The 25,864-nt window shown below is 67.5% G+C and carries 21 protein-coding genes; 14 read left to right on the top strand and 7 right to left on the bottom strand.

The features are described from left to right. Positions 1-35: 35 nt before the first annotated feature. From CDN36_RS03475 to CDN36_RS03465, 3 genes are read right to left on the bottom strand one after another with little or no spacing between them, the layout of a single operon-like run. A complete protein-coding gene (locus CDN36_RS03475) occupies positions 36-524 on the bottom strand; it encodes a dihydrofolate reductase (protein WP_150554949.1) in 489 nt (162 codons plus the stop codon). Next, positions 521-1,315 (bottom strand): thymidylate synthase, encoded by a 795-nt coding sequence (locus CDN36_RS03470; RefSeq protein ID WP_150554950.1) that lies wholly within the window; start codon positions 1,313-1,315, stop codon positions 521-523. Before CDN36_RS03470 ends, CDN36_RS03475 begins: the two co-directional genes overlap by 4 nt. Before the next feature lie 58 nt (positions 1,316-1,373). Continuing rightward, positions 1,374-2,609, bottom strand: a complete 1,236-nt coding sequence (locus CDN36_RS03465) for an ABC transporter ATP-binding protein (RefSeq protein WP_287495997.1) — start codon at positions 2,607-2,609, stop codon at positions 1,374-1,376. A gap of 401 nt (positions 2,610-3,010) precedes the next feature. On the opposite strand from CDN36_RS03465, the gene CDN36_RS03460 reads away from it, so the two are divergent. From CDN36_RS03460 to CDN36_RS03420, 9 genes are all read left to right on the top strand, one after another. Beyond that, positions 3,011-4,753 (top strand): ABC transporter permease, encoded by a 1,743-nt coding sequence (locus CDN36_RS03460; RefSeq protein WP_287495996.1) that lies wholly within the window; start codon positions 3,011-3,013, stop codon positions 4,751-4,753. Positions 4,754-5,394: 641 nt separating this feature from the next. Continuing rightward, entirely contained in the window at positions 5,395-6,318 is a 924-nt protein-coding gene (locus tag CDN36_RS03455; RefSeq protein WP_150554953.1) for a LysR family transcriptional regulator, read from the top strand. Between the two features lie 221 nt (positions 6,319-6,539). Next, positions 6,540-7,616, top strand: a complete 1,077-nt coding sequence (locus CDN36_RS03450; protein ID WP_287495995.1) for an ABC transporter substrate-binding protein — start codon at positions 6,540-6,542, stop codon at positions 7,614-7,616. Between the two features lie 125 nt (positions 7,617-7,741). Next, the gene (locus CDN36_RS03445; protein ID WP_150554955.1) at positions 7,742-9,784 is read left to right on the top strand and encodes an aconitase family protein; all 2,043 of its coding nucleotides are present in this window, start codon (positions 7,742-7,744) and stop codon (positions 9,782-9,784) included. Beyond that, complete coding sequence (locus CDN36_RS03440; RefSeq protein ID WP_287495994.1) at positions 9,772-11,058, top strand: CaiB/BaiF CoA transferase family protein; 1,287 nt, start codon at positions 9,772-9,774, stop codon at positions 11,056-11,058. Before CDN36_RS03445 ends, CDN36_RS03440 begins: the two co-directional genes overlap by 13 nt. Before the next feature lie 181 nt (positions 11,059-11,239). Further along, entirely contained in the window at positions 11,240-12,406 is a 1,167-nt protein-coding gene (locus CDN36_RS03435) for a CaiB/BaiF CoA transferase family protein (protein WP_287495993.1), read from the top strand. A 434-nt stretch (positions 12,407-12,840) separates the two neighbouring features. Then, the gene (locus CDN36_RS03430) at positions 12,841-13,464 is read left to right on the top strand and encodes a hypothetical protein (RefSeq protein WP_353846838.1); all 624 of its coding nucleotides are present in this window, start codon (positions 12,841-12,843) and stop codon (positions 13,462-13,464) included. Positions 13,465-13,536: 72 nt separating this feature from the next. Further along, positions 13,537-14,667, top strand: a complete 1,131-nt coding sequence (gene dinB, locus CDN36_RS03425) for a DNA polymerase IV (RefSeq protein WP_287495992.1) — start codon at positions 13,537-13,539, stop codon at positions 14,665-14,667. Positions 14,668-14,690: 23 nt separating this feature from the next. After that, positions 14,691-15,224, top strand: a complete 534-nt coding sequence (locus CDN36_RS03420; protein WP_150554959.1) for an MgtC/SapB family protein — start codon at positions 14,691-14,693, stop codon at positions 15,222-15,224. A gap of 260 nt (positions 15,225-15,484) precedes the next feature. On the opposite strand, the gene CDN36_RS03415 is transcribed toward CDN36_RS03420, so the two are convergent. Beyond that, on the bottom strand, positions 15,485-15,940 hold the full coding sequence (locus CDN36_RS03415; protein ID WP_150554960.1) for a hypothetical protein: 456 nt from the start codon (positions 15,938-15,940) through the stop codon (positions 15,485-15,487). A 102-nt stretch (positions 15,941-16,042) separates the two neighbouring features. Between CDN36_RS03415 and CDN36_RS03410 the strand changes: the two genes are divergently transcribed. Then, positions 16,043-17,539 (top strand): cryptochrome/photolyase family protein, encoded by a 1,497-nt coding sequence (locus CDN36_RS03410; protein WP_287496004.1) that lies wholly within the window; start codon positions 16,043-16,045, stop codon positions 17,537-17,539. 586 nt (positions 17,540-18,125) lie between these two features. On the opposite strand, the gene CDN36_RS03405 is transcribed toward CDN36_RS03410, so the two are convergent. The 3 genes from CDN36_RS03405 to CDN36_RS03395 all read right to left on the bottom strand — a co-directional run bounded on the left by CDN36_RS03405 (position 18,126) and on the right by CDN36_RS03395 (position 21,593). Next, on the bottom strand, positions 18,126-19,034 hold the full coding sequence (locus tag CDN36_RS03405) for an urea transporter (RefSeq protein WP_174966316.1): 909 nt from the start codon (positions 19,032-19,034) through the stop codon (positions 18,126-18,128). A gap of 374 nt (positions 19,035-19,408) precedes the next feature. Then, positions 19,409-21,127: a glutamine--tRNA ligase/YqeY domain fusion protein gene (locus CDN36_RS03400; protein WP_150554962.1), complete on the bottom strand. Its 1,719-nt coding sequence runs from the start codon at positions 21,125-21,127 to the stop codon at positions 19,409-19,411. A 280-nt stretch (positions 21,128-21,407) separates the two neighbouring features. Continuing rightward, the gene (locus tag CDN36_RS03395) at positions 21,408-21,593 is read right to left on the bottom strand and encodes a hypothetical protein (protein WP_287495991.1); all 186 of its coding nucleotides are present in this window, start codon (positions 21,591-21,593) and stop codon (positions 21,408-21,410) included. 148 nt (positions 21,594-21,741) lie between these two features. Between CDN36_RS03395 and CDN36_RS03390 the strand changes: the two genes are divergently transcribed. The 4 genes from CDN36_RS03390 to CDN36_RS03375 all read left to right on the top strand — a co-directional run bounded on the left by CDN36_RS03390 (position 21,742) and on the right by CDN36_RS03375 (position 25,768). Continuing rightward, the gene (locus tag CDN36_RS03390; protein ID WP_150554964.1) at positions 21,742-22,257 is read left to right on the top strand and encodes a hypothetical protein; all 516 of its coding nucleotides are present in this window, start codon (positions 21,742-21,744) and stop codon (positions 22,255-22,257) included. A 656-nt stretch (positions 22,258-22,913) separates the two neighbouring features. Further along, positions 22,914-23,147: a hypothetical protein gene (locus tag CDN36_RS03385; RefSeq protein ID WP_039410031.1), complete on the top strand. Its 234-nt coding sequence runs from the start codon at positions 22,914-22,916 to the stop codon at positions 23,145-23,147. Positions 23,148-23,259: 112 nt separating this feature from the next. Next, entirely contained in the window at positions 23,260-23,733 is a 474-nt protein-coding gene (locus tag CDN36_RS03380; protein WP_287495990.1) for a GNAT family N-acetyltransferase, read from the top strand. A 103-nt stretch (positions 23,734-23,836) separates the two neighbouring features. Next, positions 23,837-25,768 (top strand): ATP-binding cassette domain-containing protein, encoded by a 1,932-nt coding sequence (locus CDN36_RS03375; protein WP_287495989.1) that lies wholly within the window; start codon positions 23,837-23,839, stop codon positions 25,766-25,768. The last annotated feature ends 96 nt before the right edge of the window (positions 25,769-25,864 follow it).

The raw sequence follows: 25,864 nt of genomic DNA, 5'->3' as shown, positions 1-25,864 counted from the left end.
TTTCGATCGAATGATCGGGCCCGAAGGCCCTGCGTTCAAATCCGTTCGTAAGTCACGAACGCGTAGTCGAAGTCGTTTGGCGCCGGCGAGTGATGCGTCTCGCGCGCCGTCTCGCGCCACTGCGCCGGCGACAACGCCGGGAAGTGGGCGTCGCCTTCGAAAGCCTTCGCGATTTCGGTGACGACCACCTTGTCCGCGCTTGCCAGTGCTTGCGCATACAGCTGTGCACCGCCGATCAGGCAAATTTCGTCGGCGCCCACACACAGTCGCATGGCATCGATGAGCGAGCCCGCCACTTCGCAGCCTTCGATCTTGAGCTCGGGATTGCGCGAGACCACGATATTGCGACGGCCCGGCAGCGGACGCCCGATCGAATCATAGGTCCTGCGGCCCATCACGACCGGCTTGCCGAGCGTCGTGCGCTTGAAGTGCGCGAGATCTTCCGGCAGACGCCACGGCAACTGGTTGTCGCGTCCGATCACGCCGTTTGCGGCGCGGGCTACCACCAGCGTCAGAATCGTCATACGGCCACCGGCGCCTTGATGTGCGGATGCGCTTCGTACCCGACGATGTGGAAGTCCTCGAAGCGGTAATCGAAGATCGAGTCGGGCTTGCGCGCGATTTCGAGCTTCGGCAGCGGGAACGGCTCGCGATCGAGTTGCGTGCGCACCTGCTCGAGGTGATTGTTGTACAGGTGGCAGTCGCCGCCCGTCCAGATGAAGTCGCCCACGTCGAGCCCGGTCTGCTGCGCCATCATGTGCGTGAGCAGCGCATAGCTCGCGATATTGAACGGCACGCCGAGGAAGATGTCGGCGCTGCGCTGATAGAGCTGGCAGGAAAGTTTGCCATCGGCCACGTAGAACTGGAAGAACGCATGGCATGGCGGCAGCGCCATGCGCGGGATCTCGCCGACGTTCCAGGCCGAGACGATCAAGCGGCGCGAGTCCGGCGTTTTGCGGATCTGTTCGACGAGCTGCGAGATCTGGTCGATGTGGCCGCCATCCGGCGTTGGCCACGAGCGCCATTGGGCGCCGTAGACGGGACCGAGCTCGCCGTCGGCGTCCGCCCATTCGTTCCAGATGGACACGCCGTTTTCCTGCAGATAACGCACGTTCGTGCTGCCCTGCAAGAACCACAGAAGTTCGTGCACGATCGACTTGATATGCACCTTCTTGGTCGTGACCAGCGGGAAGCCGGCCTGCAGGTCGAAGCGCATCTGGTAGCCGAACACCGAGCGCGTGCCCGTGCCGGTGCGATCGGTCTTGTCCGTGCCATGTTCGAGTACATGGCGCATGAAGTCGAGGTACTGTTTCATAGGCCCATCCGTTTTGCGCGATTTTACCAGCGTCTGCGCGCAGGCGCCCCGCAGTGCGTCAGGCCGCCGTTGTCTCCGTTGTCGTCTCCGTTGTTGCCTCCGCTGTCGCCTCCGCTGTCGCCTCCGCTGTCGCCTCCGCTGTCGCCTCCGCTGTCGCCTCGGTTGTCGCGCCCATTACCCCCGGTGCGCCGGATGCCGCCCGCGTCGCGACGAACGCCACCGGATGCTGCACGGCGAGCCGAAGCCCGACGCGTTCGCCGGCCTCGTGCGACAAGTCGCCGTCCACGCGCGCGAGGACTTCGCGTCCCGAGGCCAGCCGCAACGTGTAGAGCTGATCGGCGCCGCGAAACGCGCGGCGCACGAGCAAGGCCTCGAACGGGCTGGCCGGATCGTGCGCAATGTCGTCGGCGCGCAGCAGCACGTCGACGTCGACGGGATACGCGTCCCCCGCGGCGCGCAGCAACTGCTCGGCCAGCGCGGGCGAGACGGCGATTTCCCCGAGTTCGAGTGCAATGCCGCCGCCCCCGGCGTTGCCGCGGAACGTGCCGGGAATGAACGCACCGCGCCCCACGAAATCGGCCACCACGCGATTCGCCGGCGCTCGCCACAGTTCCCGTGCCGGCGACCACTGGGCGATCGCGCCCGCGTGCATCACGCCGATGCGATCGGCCATGGCGAACGCCTCGTGCTGATCGTGCGTGACCAGGATTGCCGTGGCGCCGCTCGCCCGGATGATCTCCCGCACCTCCACGGCCAGACGTTCGCGCAGATCGAGATCGAGGTTCGAAAACGGTTCGTCGAGCAGAAGCAGGGCCGGCGAGGGCGCCAGCGCCCGTGCGAGCGCCACGCGTTGCTGCTGACCGCCGGACAGTTCATGCGGGTACTTGTGGAGCGCCCCGGCCAGCCCTACGCGTTCGGCAAGCGTCGCGACGCGCGCCTCACGTTCGGCGCGTGCCATGCGCCCCAGCCCGAAGGCGATGTTGCGCGCCACGCTCAGATGCGGGAACAGCGCGTAGTCCTGAAACACCACGCCGACGTGGCGCCGCTCGGGTGGCTCGCTCGACCGGGCATTGGCCACCTCATGACCGTCGAGAACGATGCGGCCGCCCGCGAGCGGCTCGAAGCCGCATACCGCGCGCAATACCGTCGTCTTGCCGCAGCCGGACGGCCCGAGCAGGCAGCCGATCTCGCCGCGCGCGAGTGAGAGCGACAGGTCGCGAACGGCCGTGTGTACGTGGCCGGCGGCCGCGTAGTTCACGCTGATGTGGTCGAGCAGCAGATAGGGCAGTGGCATCGGGAGAGGGCGGAAGCGCGTCGTTAAGGATGGTGGGGATCGGGGGGATCGCAGGGGGCAGGCGTCGTTGGCGTCGTAAGAGTCGTAGGCGTCGATCGTAAAGGAGGCCGCAGATCTGGCCGTGGACGACGCGAGGTGTGACGCACCTCGCGAGGCCCGGGCGTTCCGTACCAAATCACTGGGAGACGGCGGGCCGGGCACTTTCCACGGGCCGGGCCGTCAGAGTCACAATTGCGAATGCGTATAATTTACAACGCTTTAGACCGGCGGGCATCCGCCGGTTCCCAAAGGAGGGGGCGCAGAGGGCGGAGCGGGCGCGTGTACGGAGCCATATCTTGTCGCGCACGTTGCCTGCAGCCCCTCTCGCGCCAACCGATCACCGCTTCCACGGCCCTTTACCGATGTCATCGACGCCCCCGCCGCGCGCCGCCGCCGAGCCTGTCTCCACCGATCTGCCGTTGCCGTGCGCGAGCGCGCCGCAAGCGCTGATTGCGCACCGCCTCGTGCGCCGCTCGCGGCGAGGGCGTTGGGCCGGCAGATGGGCATGGCGCCTGGTGGCATGGCTGCCCGCGCTGGTCGTGCTCGTGCCGATGTTCGGCATCGTGGCGGCCGTTGGCGCCGGCGGCGATGCGACCCGTGCCGTTCTCGCGCACATGCTCGACACGGTGTTGCCCGAGTACGCGCTCAATTCGCTGCGCATCTCGCTGGCCGTGAGCGCCGGTGTGGTGGTGATGGGCGTGACGAGCGCCTGGCTCGTCGTGCATTACGCGTTCCCCGGGCGGCGCGTGCTGGAGTGGGCGTTGATCCTCCCGCTCGCGATGCCGGCGTATGTCACCGCTTACGCCTATACCGATTTCCTGCAGTTCGCCGGCCCGGTGCAAAGTGCGCTGCGCCGGCTGCTCGCGGCTGAGCGGCTCGCGTGGTTTCCGGAAATCCGTTCGTGGTACGGCGCGGCGTGGGTCTTTGCCGGCGCGTTCTACCCCTACGTCTATCTGCTTGCGCGCACGGCGTTCCTCGAGCACAGTCAGCGCTTGCTCGAAGCGGCCCGGACGCTCGGGTGCACGCCGGCGCAGGCGTTCGTGCGCGTGGCCTTACCGCTCGCGCGCCCGGCGCTCGCGGCGGGTGTCGCGCTCGTGCTGATGGAGACGCTCGCCGACTACGGCGCCGTGGCCTACTTTGGCGTGCCGACGTTCACGACCGGCATCTACCGCGCCTGGCTGTCGATGGGCGACCGCGTCGCGGCAGCGCAACTTAGCGCGTGCCTGCTGTTCGCGGTGCTGGTGCTGTTGATCGCCGAGGCGCGCAGCCGGGCGCGCCTGCGTTACTACGGGGCGCCGGGCCGCGCTCCGGCAACCTCGCGCCGCGCAGTCTTGCGCGGCGGCAAGGCCTGGTTCGCGACGCTTGCCTGTGCGCTGCCGCTATTCATCGGTTTCGTGCTGCCCGCGCTCATCATGTTACGGCTGGCGCTCGGCGAACTGGATCAGGTGCCATGGTCGCGCTATGGCGAGTGGGTCTACAACACGGTACGTCTCGCGGGGGCGGCCGCGCTCGTGGCGACCGCCTTCGCCGTCGTGCTGGGCTACGCCCGACGCCTCGCCCCCGGTCGCGTGACGCACGTTGCCGTGCGGCTCGTCGGCGTGGGCTACGCGATCCCCGGGGCGGTGATCGCCCTCGGCATCCTCACGCCGGTATTGCGACTCGACTCGTGGCTCGGTGATCGGCTCGGCGCCGAAGGCCTGGTGCTCGCGGGCACGGCGGGCGTGCTCGTCTATGCCTATCTCGTGCGGTTTCTGCCCGCGGCGCTGCAGAGCGTCGACGCCGGCCTCGCGCGCATTCCGCCGAATCTCGACGCCAGCGCGCGCAGCCTCGGCGTGGGCGGCTGGGCGATGCTGCGACGCGTGCACCTGCCGCTGCTGCGCGGCAGCGTACTGACGGCCGCGCTGCTCGTGTTCGTCGACGTCATGAAGGAGTTGCCGGCCACGCTCGCACTGCGGCCATTCAACATGGACACGCTCGCCGTCGTCGCGAGCCACCTGGCCGCGGACGAGCGGCTTGCGGAGGCCGCGGTGCCGGCGCTCACGCTCGTGCTCGTCGGCATGCTGCCGGTGCTGGTGCTCGCGCGCGCGATCGCTCGGCGCCGGTGACGTCATCGCCACCGGCGGCGGCTCGCCGGCCGACGCCGCCCTTCGCGGCGCGCTTGCCGATATCCCGAAAAATACATTTGAACGATCGGGAGTTGCCCCGCCGATAGCGCCGCACTATAGTCAAATCAGACCCGGCAGCGAAACCGGGATGATCGGACGTCAACAACATGCTTGCGATCGTCATTTGCAAATGTTGGCTGTTCATGGCCTTGGCGTCGGCGCCGCCGCCTGAGGCATCGTTCCACGCGGCAGACGGCGGTTGGACGGCGGTGCTGCTCTCGGGGGCGATGCGCTAGCGGTCCTGCGGGGAGGGACCGGCACCTGGACTGGAAGACGGACGCAAGACGTCCGGTGGCGGGGTGCAACCTGTCGGTCCGAAGTGGTTTCGCGCCGCGGCTTTCGCGCCGTCGCCCTGGTGCCATCGCTTCGGTCCCACCGTCTTCGCGCCGTCGCCTTGGCGCCAATGGCGCGCCAGGCGCGAGCTCCCCGCTACCCGCTCGGGCGAGCGTCGTCCGGGCCCGCTCGCCGCCACAGGCGGCTGCCGGTTGTTGTTTTCCTGTGTCGCCGGGGCGGCGCCGAGTGGCGTTTTCGCCACACTCGCCGCAAAATCGCGGTCAATGCAATCCCTTCGGGAGATGGGCATGGCGCTTTGGCGAATCGACCTCGTCTCATTGCGACTGTTCGTGGCCGTTTGCGAAGAGAGCAGCATTGCGCGCGCCGCCGAGCGCGAGTTCATTGCGCCGTCGGCCGTCAGTAAGCGAATCAACGACCTGGAGTCGCTCGTCGGCTCCGCGCTGCTGCAGCGACACAAGTGGGGCGTGCGCGCCACGCCCGCCGGCGAGGCGCTGCTGCACCACGCGCGCAACGTTCTGCGCAGTCTCGAGAAGATGCAGGGCGACCTGTCCGAATACACGAGCGGCGTGCGCGGCCACATTCGCATCTTCGCCAACGTCTCGTCCATCGTCGAAACGCTGCCCGACGAGCTCGGCGCCTTTTTGCGCCGCCATGAAGGCGTGAAGGTCGACCTCGAAGAGCACACCAGCGCGCAGGTGGTGCGTGGCGTGGCCGACGGCGCAACGGACATCGGCATCTGCTGGGACGCGGTCGACACGCGCGACGTCGAGGTCTTCCCATACCGTCACGATCGCATCGTGGTGGTCCTGCACCGCGAACACCCGCTCGCCGGTGCGCAACAGCTGGCCTTTACCGATACGCTCGACTTCGACCACGTCGGCGTACACCCCGACAGCGCCATGTACACCGTGTTGCGCCGGCTCGCCGCCGAGCAGGGCAAGACGGTCAAGTTTCGCATCCACGTCTCGACGTTCGAAGCCGTGTGCCGGATGGTGCGCGCCCAGCTGGGACTGGCCGTGGCGCCGCAGGAAGCCGTGGGCATTTATTCGCAGGTGACGGACGGGGAGGCGTTGCGCATCGTTGCACTCACCGATGCGTGGGCGCAGCGACGTCTCATCGTTTGCGTGCGCCGCTACGACGCGTTGCCGGTCGCCTCGCGCATGCTGGTCGACCATTTGTGCGCACGTAACGTAACAAGGGGTAACACGTGACGTCGCGGGCGGCGAGGCAAGTGACCAGGCAAGTGATGCGGCCGGTGACGTGGCCAGTGAGGCGGCACCGGCGCCAGGCATCGTGAACGACGATGTCTGGCATGCCGAAACACCGCTTGTCGAAGGGCGGGGCGGCGAACGATGCTCTTGGAGCCGATAGCGATTCCGGCCGACGAGCCGGGGCGCGCCTGTATCCCGCATCCGGCGGGGGGAGACACGCGATGACACAAGCCGAAGCGCGCCGCGTGCGCGAGGCCGTGGGACGTCTGATTCTTGTGCTTGCGCTGATGGCGCTGGGCCTCGTGGCGCTGAGCCTGAGCGCCGGCGCCTCGGCCGCACCGACCCAGCCGCTCGAAAAACCGAAGATCACCATCGCCGTCGGCGGCAAGCCCGGCCTCTACTATCTGCCGCTCACGATCGCCGAGCAGCTCGGCTACTTCCGAGAGGAAGGACTCGACGTGACCATCGAGGACTTTGCCGGCGGCTCCAAAGCCCTGCAGGCCGTGGTCGGCGGCAGTGCGGACGTAGGCACCGGTGCATTCGAGCACACGCTCCTCATGCAGACCAAGGGCTTGACGTATCAGTCGTTCGTCGTCCTTGGCGCCGCCCCGCAACTCGTGCTTGGCGTAGTCAGGTCGCATGCCGCGCAGGTCCGCTCGGTCAAGGATCTGAAGGGCATGCGCATCGGCGTGAGCGCGCCGGGCTCGAGCACGCACATGCTGGTCAACGTGGCGCTCACCCAGGCGGGACTCAAGCCGGGTGACGTGTCCATCGTGGGCGTCGGCAGCAACGCGACGGTCGTGGCCGCGGCGCGCGGCGGGCAGGTCGACGCCATTTCCAACGTCGACCCGATGATGACGCTGCTCACCGAATCGGGCGATCTGAAGGTCCTCGTCGACACGCGCACGCAGGCCGGCACGCGGGCCGTGTTCGGCGGGCCGATGCCGGCGGCCGTGATGTACGCCCCCCAGAGCTTCATTCAGAAGCACCCGCGCACGGTGCAGGCGCTGGCCAATGCCATCGTGCGCGCGGACAAGTGGCTGCAGCACGCTTCGGCGGCCGATCTGATCAAGACCGTTCCGGAGCCCTACCTTCTCGGCGACAAGACGCTGTACCTGAAGGCGTTCGACAATTGTCGCGAGGCGTTCTCGCCTGACGGCATGATGCCGCCCGGCGGCCCGGCCACGGCGCTCAGGGCGCTTGCCTCGTTCACCCCCGAGGTCAGGCCCGCGCAGATTCGTCTGGGCGACACTTGGACCAACACTTTCGCTGCGCAAGCCAATCGCCAGTACCCCTGAGGAACGCGCGCTTGCACGCCATGACGCCATGACTCCATCTCGCCAACGCCGTCGCGCGCCTGTCCGGCACGGAACTTGCGCCCGGATCGGGTGAACCCATGCGGCAGACCTCGAGGAGCGGACTCATGCAAGCCACCGTGCGATTGAACGGGCGTGTGCTGTGGTTGAGCGACAGCGTCGACGCCATGAAGCGGCAACTGGCCGGCGAGTCGCTCACGCGCGACGAGGCGGGGCCGCTGCGCGAGCAGATATCGACCGACGAAATCACGCCCGCCCGCGCATGCCTCGCGTTCGACGAGACGCTCGGCGACTACGTGTACGTCGGGTTGCGATGCAGCGAAGGCGCCGACGATCCCGCCGGTGCATTTCCGGTCAGGCCGCGCGCCGTGCGCGAGGGCGGCTTCGTGGTGTCGGTGTCCGGCATGCGTCGCGGCAAGGGCTCGTCGCGCGAGGCAAGTCCCTTCGCCGAGTGGTGCGCGGGCATTCGCATCGTCATTGCGGAGAGCTTCGAGCGCATCTACGCGCAGAACTGTCAGAACCTGGGGCTGTTGATGTCGACCGACCTCACGCTCGCGGAGCGTCTGCAGGCGGGCGACGAGGTGCCCATCGAAGTCTTCCTCGAAGACTGCGACCCGTTGGCCGAAGCGATCGTGCGAAGCGGCGGCCTGTTCAGCTACACGCGCCGGCGGCTCGCGGGCGAGGTGGTGCCGCCGACACCGTCGCATGCCGCGGGGCCGATGACCTATGGCGAGAAGATCGTTGCCCGGGCGCTCGGCGTGCCGCGCGTGCGGGCCGGCGACGCCGTGTTCGTGCCGGCCGACTGGCGCTTCTCGCACGAGTACGTCACGCCGATGGCCGTGAGCTTCCTGCGACATGCCTTCGGCGATGCCGCCCCGGATTTGCACGAGCGCGCGTCGATGCTCTGTTTCGAGGACCATCTCACGCATCTGGAGGCCGTGAGCGCCGACGGCGGCCGTCCCCCGGCGTTGCTCGACGCGGCGCGGCGGCTGGGCGCCGTACAGCGGGAGTTCTGTGCGCAGCACGATCTGCGCCTGCACGGGCGGGCGCCAGGCGGCGGCTCGGAGGGGATTTGCCATGCCCTGATGCTCGAGCGTTATGCGCTGCCCGCACAGGTCGTTGTGGGCACCGATTCACATACGCCGCACTGCGGGGCAATCGGGGCGTTCGCGTTCGGCGTGGGCGCGACCGAGATGGCCAACGCCTGGCTGACGGCAGACGTGCGGCTTGCCGTACCGGGCACCTGTCTCGTGCACCTGCACGGCAAGCTGCCGGCCGGCGTTGGCGCGAAAGACCTCGCGTTGCACCTGCTGCATCTGCCCTACATTCGCGACGGGCGCGCCATCGGCCAGGTCATCGAGTTCGCCGGGCAGGCGGTGGCGCATCTGTCCACGGATGAGCGCGCGACGCTGACCAACATGGTCGCGGAGATCGGCGGGCTCACCGGCCTTGTCGCCCCCGACGCGGAAACCGTGCGGTATCTGCGCGAGCGCCGTGGCATCGACTTCGAGATTGCCCCGTGGATGTCGAGCGATGCGCAGGCGTCCTACGCCCACGTCATCGAAATCGACTGCGCGGGCCTGGAGCCCATGGTGGCCAGCCCCGGCGACCCGGGCAACGGCTTGCCGCTCTCGCGCCTGTCGGCGCCGATTGCCATCGACATCGCCTACGGTGGCTCATGCACGGGCAGCAAGCGCGACGATCTGCGGGCCTGCCACGACGTGCTCGCCTGGGGCCTCGCGCAAGGGCGCCGGGTGGCGGATGGCGTGCGCTTCTACCTGCAGTACGGCAGCGAGGACGTGCGGACGTGGTGCGAGGCGCAGGGCTATACCGAGGTATTCCGCGCAGCGGGCGTGACGCTGCTTGCCCCGGGATGCGGCGCCTGCGTGAATGCCGGGCCCGGCGTGTCGCAAACGGCGGGCGAGGTGGTCATCAGCGCACAGAATCGGAATTTCCCTGGTCGTTCGGGGCCCGGGCAGATGTGGCTGGGCAGCCCCGCCACGGTGGCGGCGAGCGCGCTGGCGGGCTACCTCGTCGGCTTCGATCAATTGCGACGCGACGGCTTCGCAACGCATGCCGGCAGCGCGGTGCGCGACGGCACGGCGAGGCGTGGGGCGCCGCTTCCGGAGGGTAATCGATGCAGGACGTGACCCCTGCGACCCCGATGCCGCTGCAAGGCATCCGCGTCGTGGAGTTTTCGCACATGGTGATGGGGCCGGCATGCGGCATGGTGCTCGGGGACCTCGGCGCGGACGTCATCAAGGTCGAGCCGGTCGGCGGCGACGCCACTCGGCGGCTGCTGGGCACCGGCGCGGGCTTCTTCCGCACGTTCAACCGCAACAAGCGCAGCCTGGCCGTCGACGTCACGCGGCCCGAGGGGCGTGAGCTGATCCTGCGTCTCGTGACGACCGCCGACGTGGTGACGGAGAACTTCAAGCCGGGACGCATGCGACAGATCGGTCTCGATTACGCCACGCTCTCGCGACTCAATCCGGCGCTCGTCTACGTCTGCCTGAAGGGCTTTCTGCCGGGGCCGTATGCCACGCGCACCGCACTCGACGAAGTGGTGCAGATGATGGCCGGGCTCGCGTACATGACGGGGCCGCCGGGGCAGCCGCTGCGCGCCGGGTCGTCGGTCAACGACATCATGGGCGGCGTGTTCGGCGCGCTGGCCGCGCTGGCCGCGCTCTACGAGCGCAAGTCCACGGGGCGCGGGCAGGAAGTGCAGGGCGCGCTGTTCGAGAATTGCGTGCTGCTCGCGGCGCAGCACATGCAGCAATACGCGGTGACGGGCGTGGCGCCGGACCCGATGCCGGCGCGCGTGTCGGCCTGGGGCGTGTACGACGTGTTCACCGCGCGTGACGGCGCGCAGATTTTTCTGGCGGTGGTGAGCGATTCACAGTGGCGCATTTTCTGCGACGTGTTCGGCCGTCAGGATCTCGCCGACGACACGCGACTGACTACCAACAACGACCGCGTGCGCGAGCGCGACTGGCTGCTGCCGTTGCTGCGCGAGATGGTGCTGGGCTTCGACGCGAGCTATCTGGCGGCGGCATTCGAGCGTCACGGGTTGCCGTTTGCGCCGATCGTCAGGCCCCAGGCGCTGTTCGACGACCCGCACCTGCGGGCAAGCGGGGGGCTGGGCGAACTGGAGACCGACGACGGCGAGCGCACGCAGGTGCCGCTGCTGCCGATCACGATGGGCGGACAGCGGCTGCCGGCACGTCGGCCGCTGCCCTCGACCGGGGAACATACCGACGAAATTCTGCGGGATCTGGGTTATCGCGACGCGCAGATCGCCAAGCTGCGGAGCGACGGTGTCGTGGCCGGACCGATGGACGGGCGCGCGCCCGGGGCGCTCGCCGGCGCCAACGCGCCGGACAATGGCGCCGGGCCCGTGCTGTGGGAGGGCGGCCACGATTGAGGGGAGGCGAACCTGCGCCGTGGCGGGGGCGCGTCTGGCAGCGAAGGCGGCGCGCGCCGCGAGCCATCCCGTAATCCGATGATTCGGAGTTGTCCGAACCGCTTATGCCCGCTCTCTGCTTGCGGGCAGTCGCCCTGGCGCGGTACGGTGTGGCTATCCCACCGTCATCATTCGCCACGTCATGAGCCAATCATCCGACAGATCCGACAGATCCGACACATCCGACACATCCGACACATCGGATACGCCCGGCACGTCCGGCGCACCGCGCAGCGATCGCGGCAGGAACGCCGCCGAGTCTTCCGATCCGTCTTTCACCGCGCCGCAACTGCCGCTCGCGGGCGTCGTGGTGCTCGACCTCACACGTCTGCTGCCCGGTCCGCTGGCGGGCATGCGGCTCGCGGAGATGGGGGCGGAGGTCATCAAGATCGAGGACAGGGGCTCGGGCGACTACGCGCGCGAGATGATGCTGGGCGAGGGTGAATCCGCGCCGAGCGCGTTCTGGCGGCTGCTCAATCGTGGCAAGACGGTGGCGCGCCTCGACCTGAAGGACGACGCGGACCGCACGACGTTCCTCGGGCACGTCGCGCGTGCGCACGTGCTGCTCGAAGGGTTTCGGCCCGGCGTGATGGCGCGCCTTGGCTTCGGTTACGAGACGCTGGCGCGGCATCGGCCGTCGCTCGTGATGGCGTCGATCTCAGGGTACGGACAGCACGGACCGATGTCGCAGGCGGCCGGGCACGACATCAACTACATCGGCTACGCCGGCGTGCTCGACCAGTTGTGCGATGCGGGCGACGCGCCCATCGTGCCCAATTTCCAGATCGGCGACCTTTATGGCGGCGCACAGGCGGCAGTGCAGGCCGTGCTCGCGGCACTGGTCTCGGCGCAGCGGACGGGGCGCGGACGATGGCTCGACATTTCAATGACGCACGAGGTGTTCCGATCGAACCTCGTGCCGGCCGTCGCCATGCATCGGCAAGGGCGGGCGCCGCGCGCCGGCGACGACCTGCTCAACGGCGGCGTGCCGTGCTATCAGGTCTATCGCACGCGGGACGGGCGTTACATGGCGGTGGGTGCGCTCGAGCTCAAGTTCTGGCAGACCCTGTGCGACGTGCTCGGACGCAGTGACTGGAAGTCTCGCCACTGGTCGCTCGGGCAGGCGGTCGGCGCCGAGGACGCTCGCACGCTGCAGGCCGAACTCGCGGCGGTGTTCGCGAGCGCCACGCAGGCAGAGTGGACCGCGCGTTTTGCGCACGCCGATTGCTGCGTCACGCCGGTGCTCCGGCTTGAAGAAGCGATGGCGCATCCGCTTTTCGCCGAGGCGCGCGAAGCGTTGGTGCCTTGAAGCAGCCGTGGGGCCGCGAGGCGAGATTGAAGAGGGGGTGATTGAAGAGGGGGTGATTGAAGAGGGGGTGATTGAAGAGGGGCGTGATTGACCAGGAGGTCTGTAAGGAGGGCGCGTTACCGATTGTCACAATTTTCCGCCGGTGCTGGTGCGAAGTCGGCGCGTTGATCGCGTAGAGTCGGTCGCTGATCGATAGCGAACGACTCATGACCCAACGGTATGGACTGCACGGGCGGCTTGCGCGGCGGCCGCGACGACAACGACATGCGCAGCCGGTGCGGGCAGTGCCGCCAGTGCCGGTGCCGCCAGTACGATGGGCGCCACGGCTGGCACAACCGGCATACGCGCTGGCGGCGCTGGCTCTCGCCGTGTGCGCGGGGTGCGCGTCGTATCAGGACGCGCCTACGGATCGCGGCAAGGTCCGTTCGACGTCCATGACCACCGCGGACCTTGCGCAGACTGACATCAACCGCATGGCCACGCTCGGCATGCGAGCGAATCTGGAGAGCCTCTATCGGCTCGCGGACAAGCTGTACAAGCGCAATCCGCGTGAATGGCGCAAGAGCGGGGCGGCAACGCAGGCGCAGGCGATGGCGCGGTTGCGTGCGTGCGTCGAGGAGCGTCGAAGCTTGCCCGGACTGAAGGATCTGCGCGACGTGAAGGCGCTGTCGCTGTCGCTCGAACCGTCGTTCGACGGCGATCGGGTGGCGGCCTTCGTCTTTAGCCTGGCAGACACGATCATCACGGCGCACGGCGGTGCCACGGTGTTCTACCTGAGCGACGGACTCGACGCGCAGCGCATCTACAACGCCGCACGCAACGTCGAGATCGCGGCATGGCTGCTGGCGAGCCGCCACGACCTGTCCGGGCGGCCGCTGCTGCTGGCCAACGAAATGGCGGACGTACGCAATGTGAGCTTCGAGCGCGAATTCGGCAAAATCATCGGCCGGCTCGATCTGCTCGCCGAAATGCTCGACGAGAAGTACCGCCGCGCAGGCATCGGGTATGTCCAGAACCTGCTCGGCGCTCAATTCCTGCAGTTCCTGCCCGTGCGGTGAGACGATGTCACGGACGAGGCGCATACGTTGCGCGAATGCTGTATATTTGCACAGTGTTTTTGCCTGTCCGCCATGTCCACCACCACGCGCAAGATCATCCACTGCGACGCCGACTGTTTCTACGCCTCGGTCGAGATGCGTGACAACCCGTCGTTGCGAGGCATCCCGCTGGCCGTCGGCGGACAGCCTGACCAGCGCGGCGTGGTGGCGACCTGCAACTACGAAGCCCGGGCCTTCGGGGTGCGCTCGGCCATGCCGTCGGCACAGGCGCTCAAGCTTTGCCCGAGCCTGCACATCATCCCGCCGTCGATGGACCGCTATCGCGAGGCGTCGCAACGCATCATGGCGATTTATCGCGATTACACCGAACTGGTGGAGCCGCTGTCACTGGACGAGGCATATCTCGATGTCACTCTCAGTGAGCGATGCGAAGGATCGGCCACGCTCATCGCCCGCGAGATTCGCGCGCGCGTCGCCGCCGAAGTGGGGCTGACCGTCTCGGCCGGCGTGGCCCCGAACAAGTTCATCGCCAAGATCGCCAGCGACTGGCGCAAACCGGACGGCATGTTCGTCGTGCGGCCGGCCGAAGTCGACGCGTTTGTGGCCGCGCTTCCCGTCGAACGCCTGTTCGGCGTGGGCAAGGTCACCGCAGAGAAACTGCGCGCGCTCGGCGTGGATTCGTGCGGCGACCTGCGCCGCCATTCCATGACCGAGCTGATCGACCGTTTCGGCGTGTTCGGGCAACGGTTGTACGAGCGTTGCCGCGGTATCGACACGAGGGAGGTGTCGCCGGAGCGCGAGCGCAAATCGATCAGCGTCGAGACGACTTACACGCGTGACTTGCGCACGCTGGCCGACTGCGCCACGGCCCTCGAGCCGTTGCTGCACCAGTTGGCCCAGCGGATCGAACGGGCGCGCCGCAGCGAGCCGCTCGCAGTGGCCAAGGTCTTCGTCAAGATTCGCTTTGCCGACTTTTCACGCACGACGGCCGAAGCGGGCGCGCTTGGCGTCGATCCTGCGCAGTGCCATCAACTGCTCGCACAAGCTGTCGGACGCCGGCGCAAGCCCGTCCGCCTGCTGGGCGTGGGGGTGCGGCTGCTCGAGGCGCAGGCGACGCGGCAATTGCGGCTTTTCGACGACTGGGACGGCGGTGCGTCGCTCGGTCGGGCTGGCGCGGGCGATAATGAAACATCGCAAACGTAGCTCGAACGCGCGGGAGGTGGGGGATGGCGGAGATCATCGAAGTCATGCTGCGGCTGATGGCCGCGCTCGTGCTGGGCGGCATGGTCGGGCTCAACCGGAACCTGCACCACAAGTCCGTCGGGCTACGCACGCTGGCCATCGTCTCGTTCGGTTCAGCCTTGTTCGTGCTGGCCGTCGTACCATTCCCCGGGACGTCGCTGTCCTATGACGCCTCGTCGGTGAGCCGGGTGGTGCAGGGTATCGTTGCGGGGATCGGTTTTCTCGGCGCAGGCTGCATCGTCCGGCCGAACCGCGGCGGCTCGGTACATGGCTTTACCACGGCGGCGGCGCTCTGGAGCACCACTGGCATCGGCATCATCTGCGGGCTGGGACGCTGGCACATCGCCGTCGCGGCGATGGTGTTGCTGCTCATCGTGCTGGCGGTCGGCGGGCCGATCGAGGATATCGCGCACAGGTGGCTGGGGCACGACGAGCCGGAAAAGGGGGCGTCGGGTGCATCGCGGGAAGCGTCGCCGGACGAGGACGTGCCGGCGCGGCATGAGCGCGACGGCAAGTGAGCGCTGCCGCGCGTCGGCAGAAGATGGACATCGCCGTCTCCTTGCCCCGGACATCAGGGGCAGACTCCTGCGGATACCGAAGAAAAATGCCCGCCGAAGCGGGCAAATGACGTTGTCGCAGTACCCCCAAAAGGACGTAAGAGGGCGATTTCATTTTGGTCAGCCGGCCATCGTTCGCCAATCGGGGCTTGCCCGATTAGGGAAAGCACGTTCGGGAGACTACGTAACGGCGTTGCCGGGCGCGGGCCTCGCGATACCGTTCATTGCAGCGCGCGCAGCTCCGTGGCGCGAGCGCGCGCAACGCGAAGCCCGTCGGCCTGCAGTGTGAGCGTGGCCGCATCGGCTTGTTGTGCGGCGTCGGCCGGCGTCGTGTAGGTCGCGATGGCCGCTTGTCGCTCGCGACGGAAACGCTCGCTGATCGGCGCACACTCGGTCGCCGCTTCGTCGGCAAGCCGGGCCGGATCGGGCACGAGGTTGACGTAGCGCGCGACATGACCGTAGAGGCAAGTGCGGTATTGGGCCGCGGCAGCGTCTGCGGCCACCAGGTGGCGCTCGCGCAGGGTCGCGGCGTCGGACGCCGCGGGGCGGGTTGCTGACGCCGGCGCCGACGGGCTTGACGGGGTCGCGCAGCCGGTCAGCAGTAGCGCGGCCACCGCGCAAAGCCGCATTGGCGCGAGGCGACGCGCGCCGGCCAAAGTCGGAAACATCCGAGTCATGAAGTCGTCCATGCCGATGGCATAAAGTTCGCGATGCCGATATGGTACGGGATTCGAGGAACCCACCCGAGGCAGGTGCGACGCGTGTCGCACCATTCCGACATGAGCGAATTCCACAAGGGACTGGTGTGGCTGCGGCGCGACTTGCGCTGCACGGATAACGCGACGCTGGCGCAGGCGCTGGCGGCGTGCGCTCAGGTGTATGTCGCATTCGTCTTCGATACGACGATCCTTGCCGACCTGCCGCGCGACGACCGTCGCGTGGCGTTCATCCACGACAGTGTCACCGAACTCGCACAGGCGCTCGAGCGCGAGGGGGGCGCGCTGATGGTGCGGCACGGAGATCCGGTGACGGAGATCCCCGCGCTCGCGCAGTCGCTTGGCGTGCAGGCGGTGTTTGCCGGCCGCGACTACGAGCCCGCGGCGCTCGCCCGAGACCGCGCGGTGTCGCGAGCGCTCGACGCACTCGGCATGCGTTTCGAACTGATCAAGGACCATGTGATCTTCGAGCGCAGCGAGATCCTGAGCGCGCAAGGAGAACCGTACAGCGTCTTCACGCCCTATCAGCGCGCGTGGTTGAGGCAGGTCCGGCCAGCCGATCTGGCGCCGCACGGGCGGGCGACCGATCTGAAGCGGCTGGCCCCGGCGCCGCCGGACGTGGGGGCGGTGCCGACGCTGGCGGCGCTCGGTTTCGACGTGCCTGAGGCGCGGCACATGGCAATCCCTGCCGGCGAGCGCGGCGCGCGGCAATTGCTGGACGATTTCCTGCCGCGCATGGCGCACTACCACGAGCGTCGCGACTACCCGGCGGTGCGCGGCCCGAGCTATCTTTCCGTCCATCTGCGTTTCGGCACCCTCTCGATTCGCACGCTGGCGCGCGAGGCCCATGCCGCAATGCTGGGCGGCGGCGAGGCCGGCCGCGGCGCTCAGGCGTGGCTGGGCGAGCTGATCTGGCGCGAGTTCTACTTCATGATCCTGCATCACCACCCATGCGTGGTCGAGCGCGCGTTCAAGCCCGCCTGCGACGCCATCGTATGGGCCAGCGGCGCGGCGGCGGACGCCCATTTCGCGGCATGGTGCGAGGGCCGGACGGGCTATCCGCTGGTGGACGCCGCCATGCGGCAGATCCGCCAGACGGGCTACATGCACAACCGGTTGCGCATGGTGGCGGCGAGCTTTCTGGTGAAGGACCTGGGCATCGACTGGCGTCGCGGGGAGGCCTACTTTGCCCGGGCGCTCAACGACTTCGATCTGGCGGCGAACAACGGTGGCTGGCAGTGGGCGGCCTCCACCGGCTGCGACGCACAACCATACTTCCGGATCTTCAATCCGGTCACCCAGTCCGAGAAGTTCGACCCTCAGGGGCGTTTCATAAGGAAATACGTGCCGGAACTCGCTGGCCTGCCGGGCAAGGCCGTCCATGCGCCATGGCGCGCCGATGCCGACGTGCTCGCGGCGGCGAACGTGACGTTGGGCCGCGATTATCCGCACCCGGTGGTGGCGCACGATGTCGCACGCAGGCAGACGCTGGCGCGGTACGCGGTCGTGAAGACGCCTGCCGTCTCGCGCCGTGCGACGGAGGGCGGCGCACCGGCATGAGGTGATGTGGATGCGCTGCCGCGGCGCGTCATCGCGGCCGGCCGCGCGAACCGCCGCGAACGCACCCGCCTGGCAAAACCGCAAAAAGCGTCGGTGTATACCCCCGTCAACTTTTTCCGTGACCGGCCGTTGATACAGGTATGGCACGCAAGAGGCCTGGGCTCCGGTAACGATTCGCAACGTCGGGGGGCGTTTGCGGGTGTTAGGGAGGATGCCGCCATAACAACGAAGCAACGGCTCGGACGCGAGTCAGGGCAGGCCAAAACCACACGGGGAAGCTGACCCGACGCTGCCGCGAGGACGGTAGCTTCGTCATCACGAGGTCGGTAAAGCGCGAGTGCCCGGGACGTCACGGTTCCGGGCATTTTTTTGCCTCGCTGCCTCGCCGGTGGGCGCCGTCGGCGGCCGCGCGGGCGCGCCTCGGGGGCGCCAGCCGAGGGCCCCCGATCAGGCGCGCGATTGGCTCGCGACCAGGCCCGCGATCAGGCCGGCGATCAGGCGGGCGATTGGGCTCGCGATCAGGCCCGCGACCAGGCGCACGACGCAGCCGCTATCTCACAACAGGGTTCCGACAACGGTGCGCTGACTACCGTGCCGTGACACCGCATGCCAATACGATCCAGACCGCCAGATTGAACGGAAGCGTGAAGTAGGGCCATCCCAGCGGTTCGAGCCAGGTCCCGAGGCCGACGCAGAGCAAGGCCGCGAATCCGGCGCCGACAAGGCGCAGCAGGGGGCGGCGCCCGAACGCGCCCAGGCCCAACGCCGCGAGAAACGCATTCACGCCAATGCCGACGGCATGCCCCGCCAGTGCGGGCCAGTGCGCTGCCATGAGCGCCAGCACCGACCACACGAGAACGCCTGCGGCGAGCGCCCACAACGTCGCGCGTAGATTCCAGAGCGCCAGCACGTACCAGACCAGCAGTCCGAGCACGAGCGGCGCCACGAATACGACTTGTCCGACGGCACAGAAAACGAACCCCGGCGTGCCCATGCTGCAGCCGGGCGCACCAACGCGCGGCATCAGCCCGAGCCACGATTGCGCGGCCCACGACAACATCATGACGCCAACGAACGGCCCGGTCAGGGCGGGAACGTTGCGGCGGACGAGGGCCGCGGTTGCGGGTACCGTCAGGCAGACGCAGGCGACGAGCCACAGCGCATAGGCCGCATCCGGCTGCCAGAACGCGCTGAACGCGATGCCCGTGAGCGCGCCGTTGTACCCGAACAACCCGACGCGCCGAGCCTCGCGCGGGAGCTGCAGTCCGAGCGCGACCACCGACGCGGTAACGCTCGCGGCCAGTCCGCTCAGCGCGGCAGTCCAGTCAGCCAACGCGAGTACGGCAAACAACAGCAACCCGGCGCCGGCCGACGGAATGAAGTAAATCTGCGCAAAACTGGCCGCCGTGCCATGCAACGCCGACGTCAACCAGCGACGCGAGAGGAGGGCCGGGCGAAGCGAAATCGACGCGGGCGTGGATGGGAGCGAGGGCATCGGCAGCGGATGAGCACGAACGCATGGGCGGACCTGCGTGGGCGGGGGGCATCGGGAGAGCTCCGCACAAGCCGTCCGTCGCGCGAGACGGAATCGAATGGGCGCGAGCTTACGCCGAACGGCGCAGGCCGGGCGCATGCGGGCGTTATAGTCCGTATTCGAGCCGGCACATCAGCCCGGTGATCACCTGGTGGTTGGCCTGGCGGTCGGCCTGGTGCTCCGGCCTCGAATCCTCCCGGATGCGTGGGAGGGGCGAGCACGCCAGGGTGCGGTGGAGGCGAGCGGCTGCCGCCCCCAGAAAGAAAACCCGCGCTCAACGGCGCGGGTGTTGTCCGACAGACGTTGCGGATGTCGGCGACGTTGCCGACATCGCTTTATTTGCCGCCGCCCTTCGCGGGTTTGGCGGCCCAGCTGTCTTTGAGCGACACGATGCGATTGAACACCGGCTTGCCCGGGACCGAATCGTGGCGGTCCGCCACGAAGTAGCCGTGGCGCTCGAACTGCACGCGGTCTTCGGGCTTAACGCTCAGCAGTTCCGGCTCGACGTATGCTTGCGTCACGCGCTTGGCGTCCGGGTTGATGTAATCGAGGAAGTTCTTCTCCCCGGCGTCCGGATTCGGATCGAGGAACAGACGGTCGTAGATGCGCACTTCGGCGGCCAGTGCGTGCGGCGCGCTCACCCAGTGAATGTTGCCCTTGACCTTGTAGTTGTCCGCGCCCGGCGTGCCCGAACGGCTGTCTTCGAAGTAGTTGCAGTGCACGGCGATCACGTTGCCGTTCGCATCGGTATCGAAGCCCGTGCACTCCACGACGTAGCCATAGCGCAGGCGGACCTTGTTGCCCGGGAACAGGCGGAAGAAGCCCTTGACCGGCTCGGCCTGGAAGTCCTCGCGCTCGATCCACAGCTCGCGCGAAATCGGGAACGTGCGCATGCCGCGCTCGGGGAAGTGCGGGTGTACCGGAGCCTGGCAGTCTTCCTGCTTGCCTTGCGGATAGTTGTCGATGATCAGCTTGAGCGGATCGAGCACGGCCGTGGCACGCGGCGCCTTCGGATCGAGGTCATCGCGCAGCGCCTGCTCGAGAATGCTCATGTCGATCCACGAGGCGGACTTGGCCACGCCTATGCGCTCGCAGAACAGTTGCAGGCTTTCCGGCGAAAAGCCGCGACGGCGCAGGCCGACGAGCGTCGGCATGCGCGGGTCGTCCCAGCCGTCAACGTACTTTTCGTCGACGAGCTGACGCAGCTTGCGCTTGCTCGTGATCGCGTAGGTGAGCTGCAGGCGCGCGAACTCGATCTGTTGCGGCGTCGGGCGCGTGAACATGCCGGCGTCGGCCAGCTCGCCGAGCACCCAGTCGTAGAACGGGCGCTGGTCTTCGAACTCCAGCGTGCACAGGCTGTGCGTGATGTTCTCGATCGCGTCCTCGAGCGGGTGCGCGTAGGTGTACATCGGGTAGATGCACCAGGCGTCGCCCGTGCGATGGTGATGCGCATGGCGAATGCGGTAGATGGCCGGGTCGCGCAGATTGATGTTGGGCGACGCCATGTCGATCTTCGCACGCAGCACGTGCGTGCCGTCGGCGAATTCGCCCGCGCGCATGCGGCGGAACAGGTCGAGGTTCTCCTCGACCGAGCGGTTGCGGAACGGCGAATCCTTGCCCGGCTCGGTAAGCGTGCCGCGGTTGGCGCGCATGTCCTCGGCGCTCTGGCTGTCGACGTAGGCCTTGCCGCGCTGAATCAGGATTTCGGCGCCCTGATAGAGCTGCTCGAAATAGTCGCTCGCGAAATAGAGATGTTCCTTCTGCGGCGTGTCGTAACGGAAGCCGAGCCATTTGACCATGTCGATGATCGAGTCGACGTACTCGGTGTCTTCCTTCTCGGGGTTGGTGTCGTCGAAGCGCAGATGGCACACGCCGCCGTAGTCGCGCGCCACGCCGAAGTTCAGGCAGATCGCCTTGGCGTGACCGATGTGCAGATAGCCGTTGGGCTCGGGCGGAAAACGCGTCTCGACGCGCTGGCCCCATTTGCCCGACCGGTTGTCTTCGTCAATAATGTTGCGGATGAAATTGGATGCCGCGTTCAGCTCTGTGCTCATGCCTGTCCAGTGTTCGGTGTTTGGCGAACATTCTACCGTACCGCACTGCACCACGGGCGAGCGACGACGCGCGTTTGCGCTCGACGAGGGCCGCCTGAAGGCGCTGGGCCCGCCTGCCGATCGGGGCCGGGCGCGACGCCGAAGCGCGCGCTCGCCTTGGACGGGGGGACGGTCGGGGCGGGGCCCACGCCCCGAAAGCGGAGCATCGGCCGCCGGTCGGCCGGAAGGAGGCGGAAGGAGGCGGAAGGAGGCGATGGGCCAGCCTTGTCTCGCCGGGCGCCTACATGGTGTTGCGCTGCCCCGGCCAGTTGGCATAGGAGAGCAGCCACAGGGAAATGATGTTGACGATCGGGATGAAGGCCAGTACGGTGAGCCACGGCGAGAGGCCGAGGCGCGTGAGAATCCGCCAGACGGGAATGCCAACGAGCACAATGCCGATGAGCAAGCCGAGAAGTCCGTTGAACATACGATCTCTCCCCTGAAGTCCCGCCGGCGGCGGGTTGACGCCAAGTATAGCGAGACGACCGCCCATCGCCAGCGCTGGATTGTTCTATCCTGAAAACACTGCCGGTCCCGCCGGCGGCTCTGTGAGTGACCCTTTCAGGGAGGACATCATGGAACTGCACCTCCAGTCGCATCGCTTCACGCACCGCTCGCCCGACTGGGCGGCGGCCGCCGTCGCCGGCTTCGTGGCCTGCGCCTTTTTCTGCGCCGTCGAAATGCTCATGGTGCTGCTGGTCACCGGCCAGAGTCCGTGGGTGCCGCCGCGCATGGTCGCCGCCATCGTGCTCGGGCCGGGCATCCTGTCGCAGCCCGCCACGTTCGATGTGTCCATCGTGGCCATGGCGCTCATGGTCCACGCGGCCATCGGCGTCGTGCTGGGCGTGGTGCTCGGCGCCATCATCGCGCCGTTCCGGCTCGACTCCGACGTCGTCACGGTCTCGATTGCCGGCGCCGTGTTCGGACTCGTGGTCTACGCCGTCAACTTCTACGTGATGACGCAACTGTTCCCCTGGTTCATCGAGTCGCGCTCCTGGATCATGGTGGCCGGGCATGTGATCTTCGGCGCGTTCGCCGGCTACATGTACTGGATTCTCGCGAAAATCGACGACCGTACCGTAATGCCGTGAGCCCTGCCGGGACGGGCGTGCGCCCGATCGGACCGGCGAACCCGGGCGGCCGCGCCCCCGCCCGGAGAGGGGTTGCCGCCCGTCGATGCACGGGACGCTGTTTTCTGATATCATTCGTCAACTGCGTCGATCTGCCCGTCAACTTCGGGACCGAATGAACGCAGTTCTCGTGGCATGAAACGCCGGGCAACGCTCCTGTCCGTCCGGCGACGGCCACCGCACAACACGATTACCACTACACAGATGTGTCGCGCGGGGTGTGCCGCCACATGTCGCCACGTGCGGCCATGTGCCGACCCAAAGAGGCCGGGAACGCTTCGACGCGGGTTCGTAACGAACTCGGATAGTTCGACGTTCTTGCCGCCGGGCCCGTGGGCCGGCACGCCGCCATTCCCCCGAAACAGGAAGTTGCCCAGGATCGCTTGTCCGCGCATTGCGTGGTGCCGGCGCGCATGGGGCCACTCGCCGCACGCCGTCTCCCGTCGACCCAATGCGTCGCATGTCAGTCACGCCAATGTCGCGTGGCCGTCACATTGGGCCGATACGCTGCGTGCACTTCACGGAAACATTTGTGCGGTTTTGCACTCTCATCACCGTAAGCCGATTCGAGAGGGATAGTTATCAGTCATATTTTTTGCAGTAAGAAGGAACAGAAAATGAAAACAACGCAATATCAGGAATTCCAGTACAGCGTGCGCGCCGTCGAGCGCGACAACGCCCGTTGGGACGCTTTCTACGAAATCCATCGTCCGACCAGCCAGGGTATGGAAAAGGTCGGCGTCTATCAGGTACAGACGGCCTACGGCTTCGCCACGCAAGGCAACGCACTCGATGACGCGGAGCGCAACGCCCGTGCCGACATCGAGCAGGGCATCGTCTACTATCAGTAAGCCGGCCTTTCTGCCGTCCATTCCCCTTGCGTGATGCTGGCATCGTCATCTGGCGACGGTGCTATAGTCCCGCCTTTCACACCGCAAGTCGTGCGAGGCTGGAGAGTCGGCAATGGAATGGATGTGCAAGTCGTTCGATGAATTGGGCAGCGCGCTGCTGTACCGCATCCTGTCGGCGCGCAACGCCGTCTTCGTGGTCGAGCAACGGTGTCCGTATCAGGACATCGACGGACGCGACCCGCATAGCCTCCATCTCGTGGCTCAGGCGCGCGACGAAGCCAATCGGCTGCAGATCGCCGCGTACCTGCGCCTGCTTCCCCCGGGCCTCGCCTACGAGGAGGCGTCGATCGGACGGGTGATCACCACCGCCGCCTATCGCGGCACGGGGCTGGGACGCGAGCTGCTCGCCCGCGCCGTCGCGATCGCCGAAATGCAATGGCCAGAGACGCCATTGCGCATCGGCGCGCAGGCCCACCTCGAAGCGTTTTATGGCGGATTCGGATTCGTCAAGGCCAGCGAGCCATACGACGAGGACGGCATCCTCCACATCGAGATGGTGCGTGCCGCAGTGAGCGCATTAGTCTGAGCGCGGCCATGCCGCGGCGCCGCGCCCCCAGTCCCCTTCTCCGCCCGGGCCGCCGTGCCCGGCACTACAATAGTGCTTTTGCGGTTCTCGCGTTTCCCGACACATGGCCTTGTATTCCATCACGGGCGCCCAACTGGCGTTCGGTCACGTGGCATTGCTCGACAATGCCGATTTTTCGCTCGAAGCCGGCGAGCGCGTCGGACTGATCGGGCGCAACGGCGCCGGCAAGTCGTCGCTGCTCAAGATCGTGGCGGGACTCACCGCGCCGGATGACGGCCTCGTCGCGCGCCAGGCCGACCTGCACACCGTCTACGTGCCGCAGGAGCCCGAATTCGACGGCGAGAAGCGCGTGTTCGACGTCGTCTCGCTCGGCCTGGGCGAATGGCATGAACTGCTCTCCGACTACGACAGCACCGCGAGCGCGCTGGCCAAGGCGCCCGAGGGCGCGGAGCACGACGCGCTGCTCGCCCGTCTGAACGCGTTGCAGTCGTCGCTCGATGCCGCCGACGCGTGGCAGCTGAAAACACGCGTGGAGACGACCATCGCGCAACTGGGCCTCGATGCCCATGCACGCGTGGGCGACCTGTCCGGCGGGATGCAAAAGCGCGTCTCGCTCGCGCAGGCTTGGGTGGCGCGTCCGGACGTGCTGTTGCTCGACGAGCCGACCAACCACCTCGACTTCGACGCCATTCGCTGGCTCGAGGAACTGCTGATCGGCTTTCGCGGCGCGCTGCTGTTCATCACGCACGACCGCAGTTTCCTCGATCGCGTGGCCACTCGCATCGTCGAGCTCGATCGCGGACGTCTGCTCTCCTATCCGGGCAACTTCACGCAGTACCAGGAGCGCAAGGCTGCGCAACTCGAAGTCGAGCGCGTGGAGAACGAGAAATTCGACAAGCTGCTCGCGCAGGAAGAGGTGTGGATCCGCAAGGGCGTCGAGGCGCGCCGCACGCGCAGCGTGTCGCGCATCGAGCGCCTCAAGGCGATGCGCAGCGAGCGTGCCGAGCGCCGCGAAATCCAGGGCAACGTGCGCATGGATGTGGCGCAGGCGGAGAAGTCCGGCAAGATCGTCGCCGAACTCACCAACGTGACGAAGGCCTATGACGCGCGCGTCGTCGTGCGCGACTTTTCCGCAACGCTCATGCGCGGCGACAAGGTCGGCCTCGTCGGCCCGAACGGCGTGGGCAAGACGACGCTGCTCAAGCTCATCCTCGGCGAGATCGCCCCTGACAGCGGCCAGATCCGCGTTGGCACGAACCTGCAGGTGGCGTACTTCGACCAGATGCGCGCGCAGCTCGATCCCGAGAAGAGCCTGCTCGACACCATCAGCCCGGGCAGCGACTGGATCGAGATCAACGGCGCGCGCAAGCACGTGATGAGCTATCTGGGCGACTTCCTGTTCTCGCCGGAGCGCGCGCGCTCGCCGGTGAAGTCGCTCTCCGGCGGGGAGCGCAATCGCCTGCTGCTCGCACGCCTGTTTGCGCGTCCGGCCAATGTGCTGGTGCTCGACGAGCCCACCAACGACCTCGACATCCCAACGCTGGAACTGCTCGAAGAACTGCTCGAAGAGTACGGCGGCACGGTGTTCCTGGTGAGCCACGACCGCACGTTCCTCGATAACGTCGTGACGTCCGTCATCGCGGCCGAGGGCGACGGCAACTGGCGCGAGTACGTGGGCGGTTTTACCGATTGGCAGGTGCAACGCGAGCGCGCCCAGGCGCTGGCCGCGCAGCGCGCGCCGGCCGAGGACGCGGCCAAGGACGTCCCGAGCGCGCCCAGGCGCAGCGCCAACCGCACGGTCAAGCTCAGCTACAAGGAGCAACGCGAACTCGACGGCCTGCCCGAGCATATCGCGGCCCTCGAAGCGGAGCAGAAAGACGCCGCGGCCAAGCTCGAGGATGGCGCCATCTTTGTGAAAGATCCGGCAGCGGGGGCAGCATTGTCCGAACGTTTCGAGGCCATTGAACTGGAATTGCTCGAAGCGCTCGAACGCTGGGAAGTGCTCGAGGCCAAGCAGCGCGGCGAGAGCGCGTAACACGCCTGCGCCATGCGCGTCATCTGGCGAGCGGCGCACGGCGGACGGCCGGGGTATCCGGGGCGCGTCGCGTTCGGCTGTCGGCCACGTCGCGCG

The sequence above is a fragment of the Pandoraea sp. CB10b_02 genome (genome assembly GCF_002216225.1).
Lineage (GTDB): Bacteria > Pseudomonadota > Gammaproteobacteria > Burkholderiales > Burkholderiaceae > Pandoraea > Pandoraea nosoerga.
The sequence above is the reverse complement of the archived record's forward strand: the minus strand, read 5'-3'. Positions and strand labels throughout refer to the sequence as shown.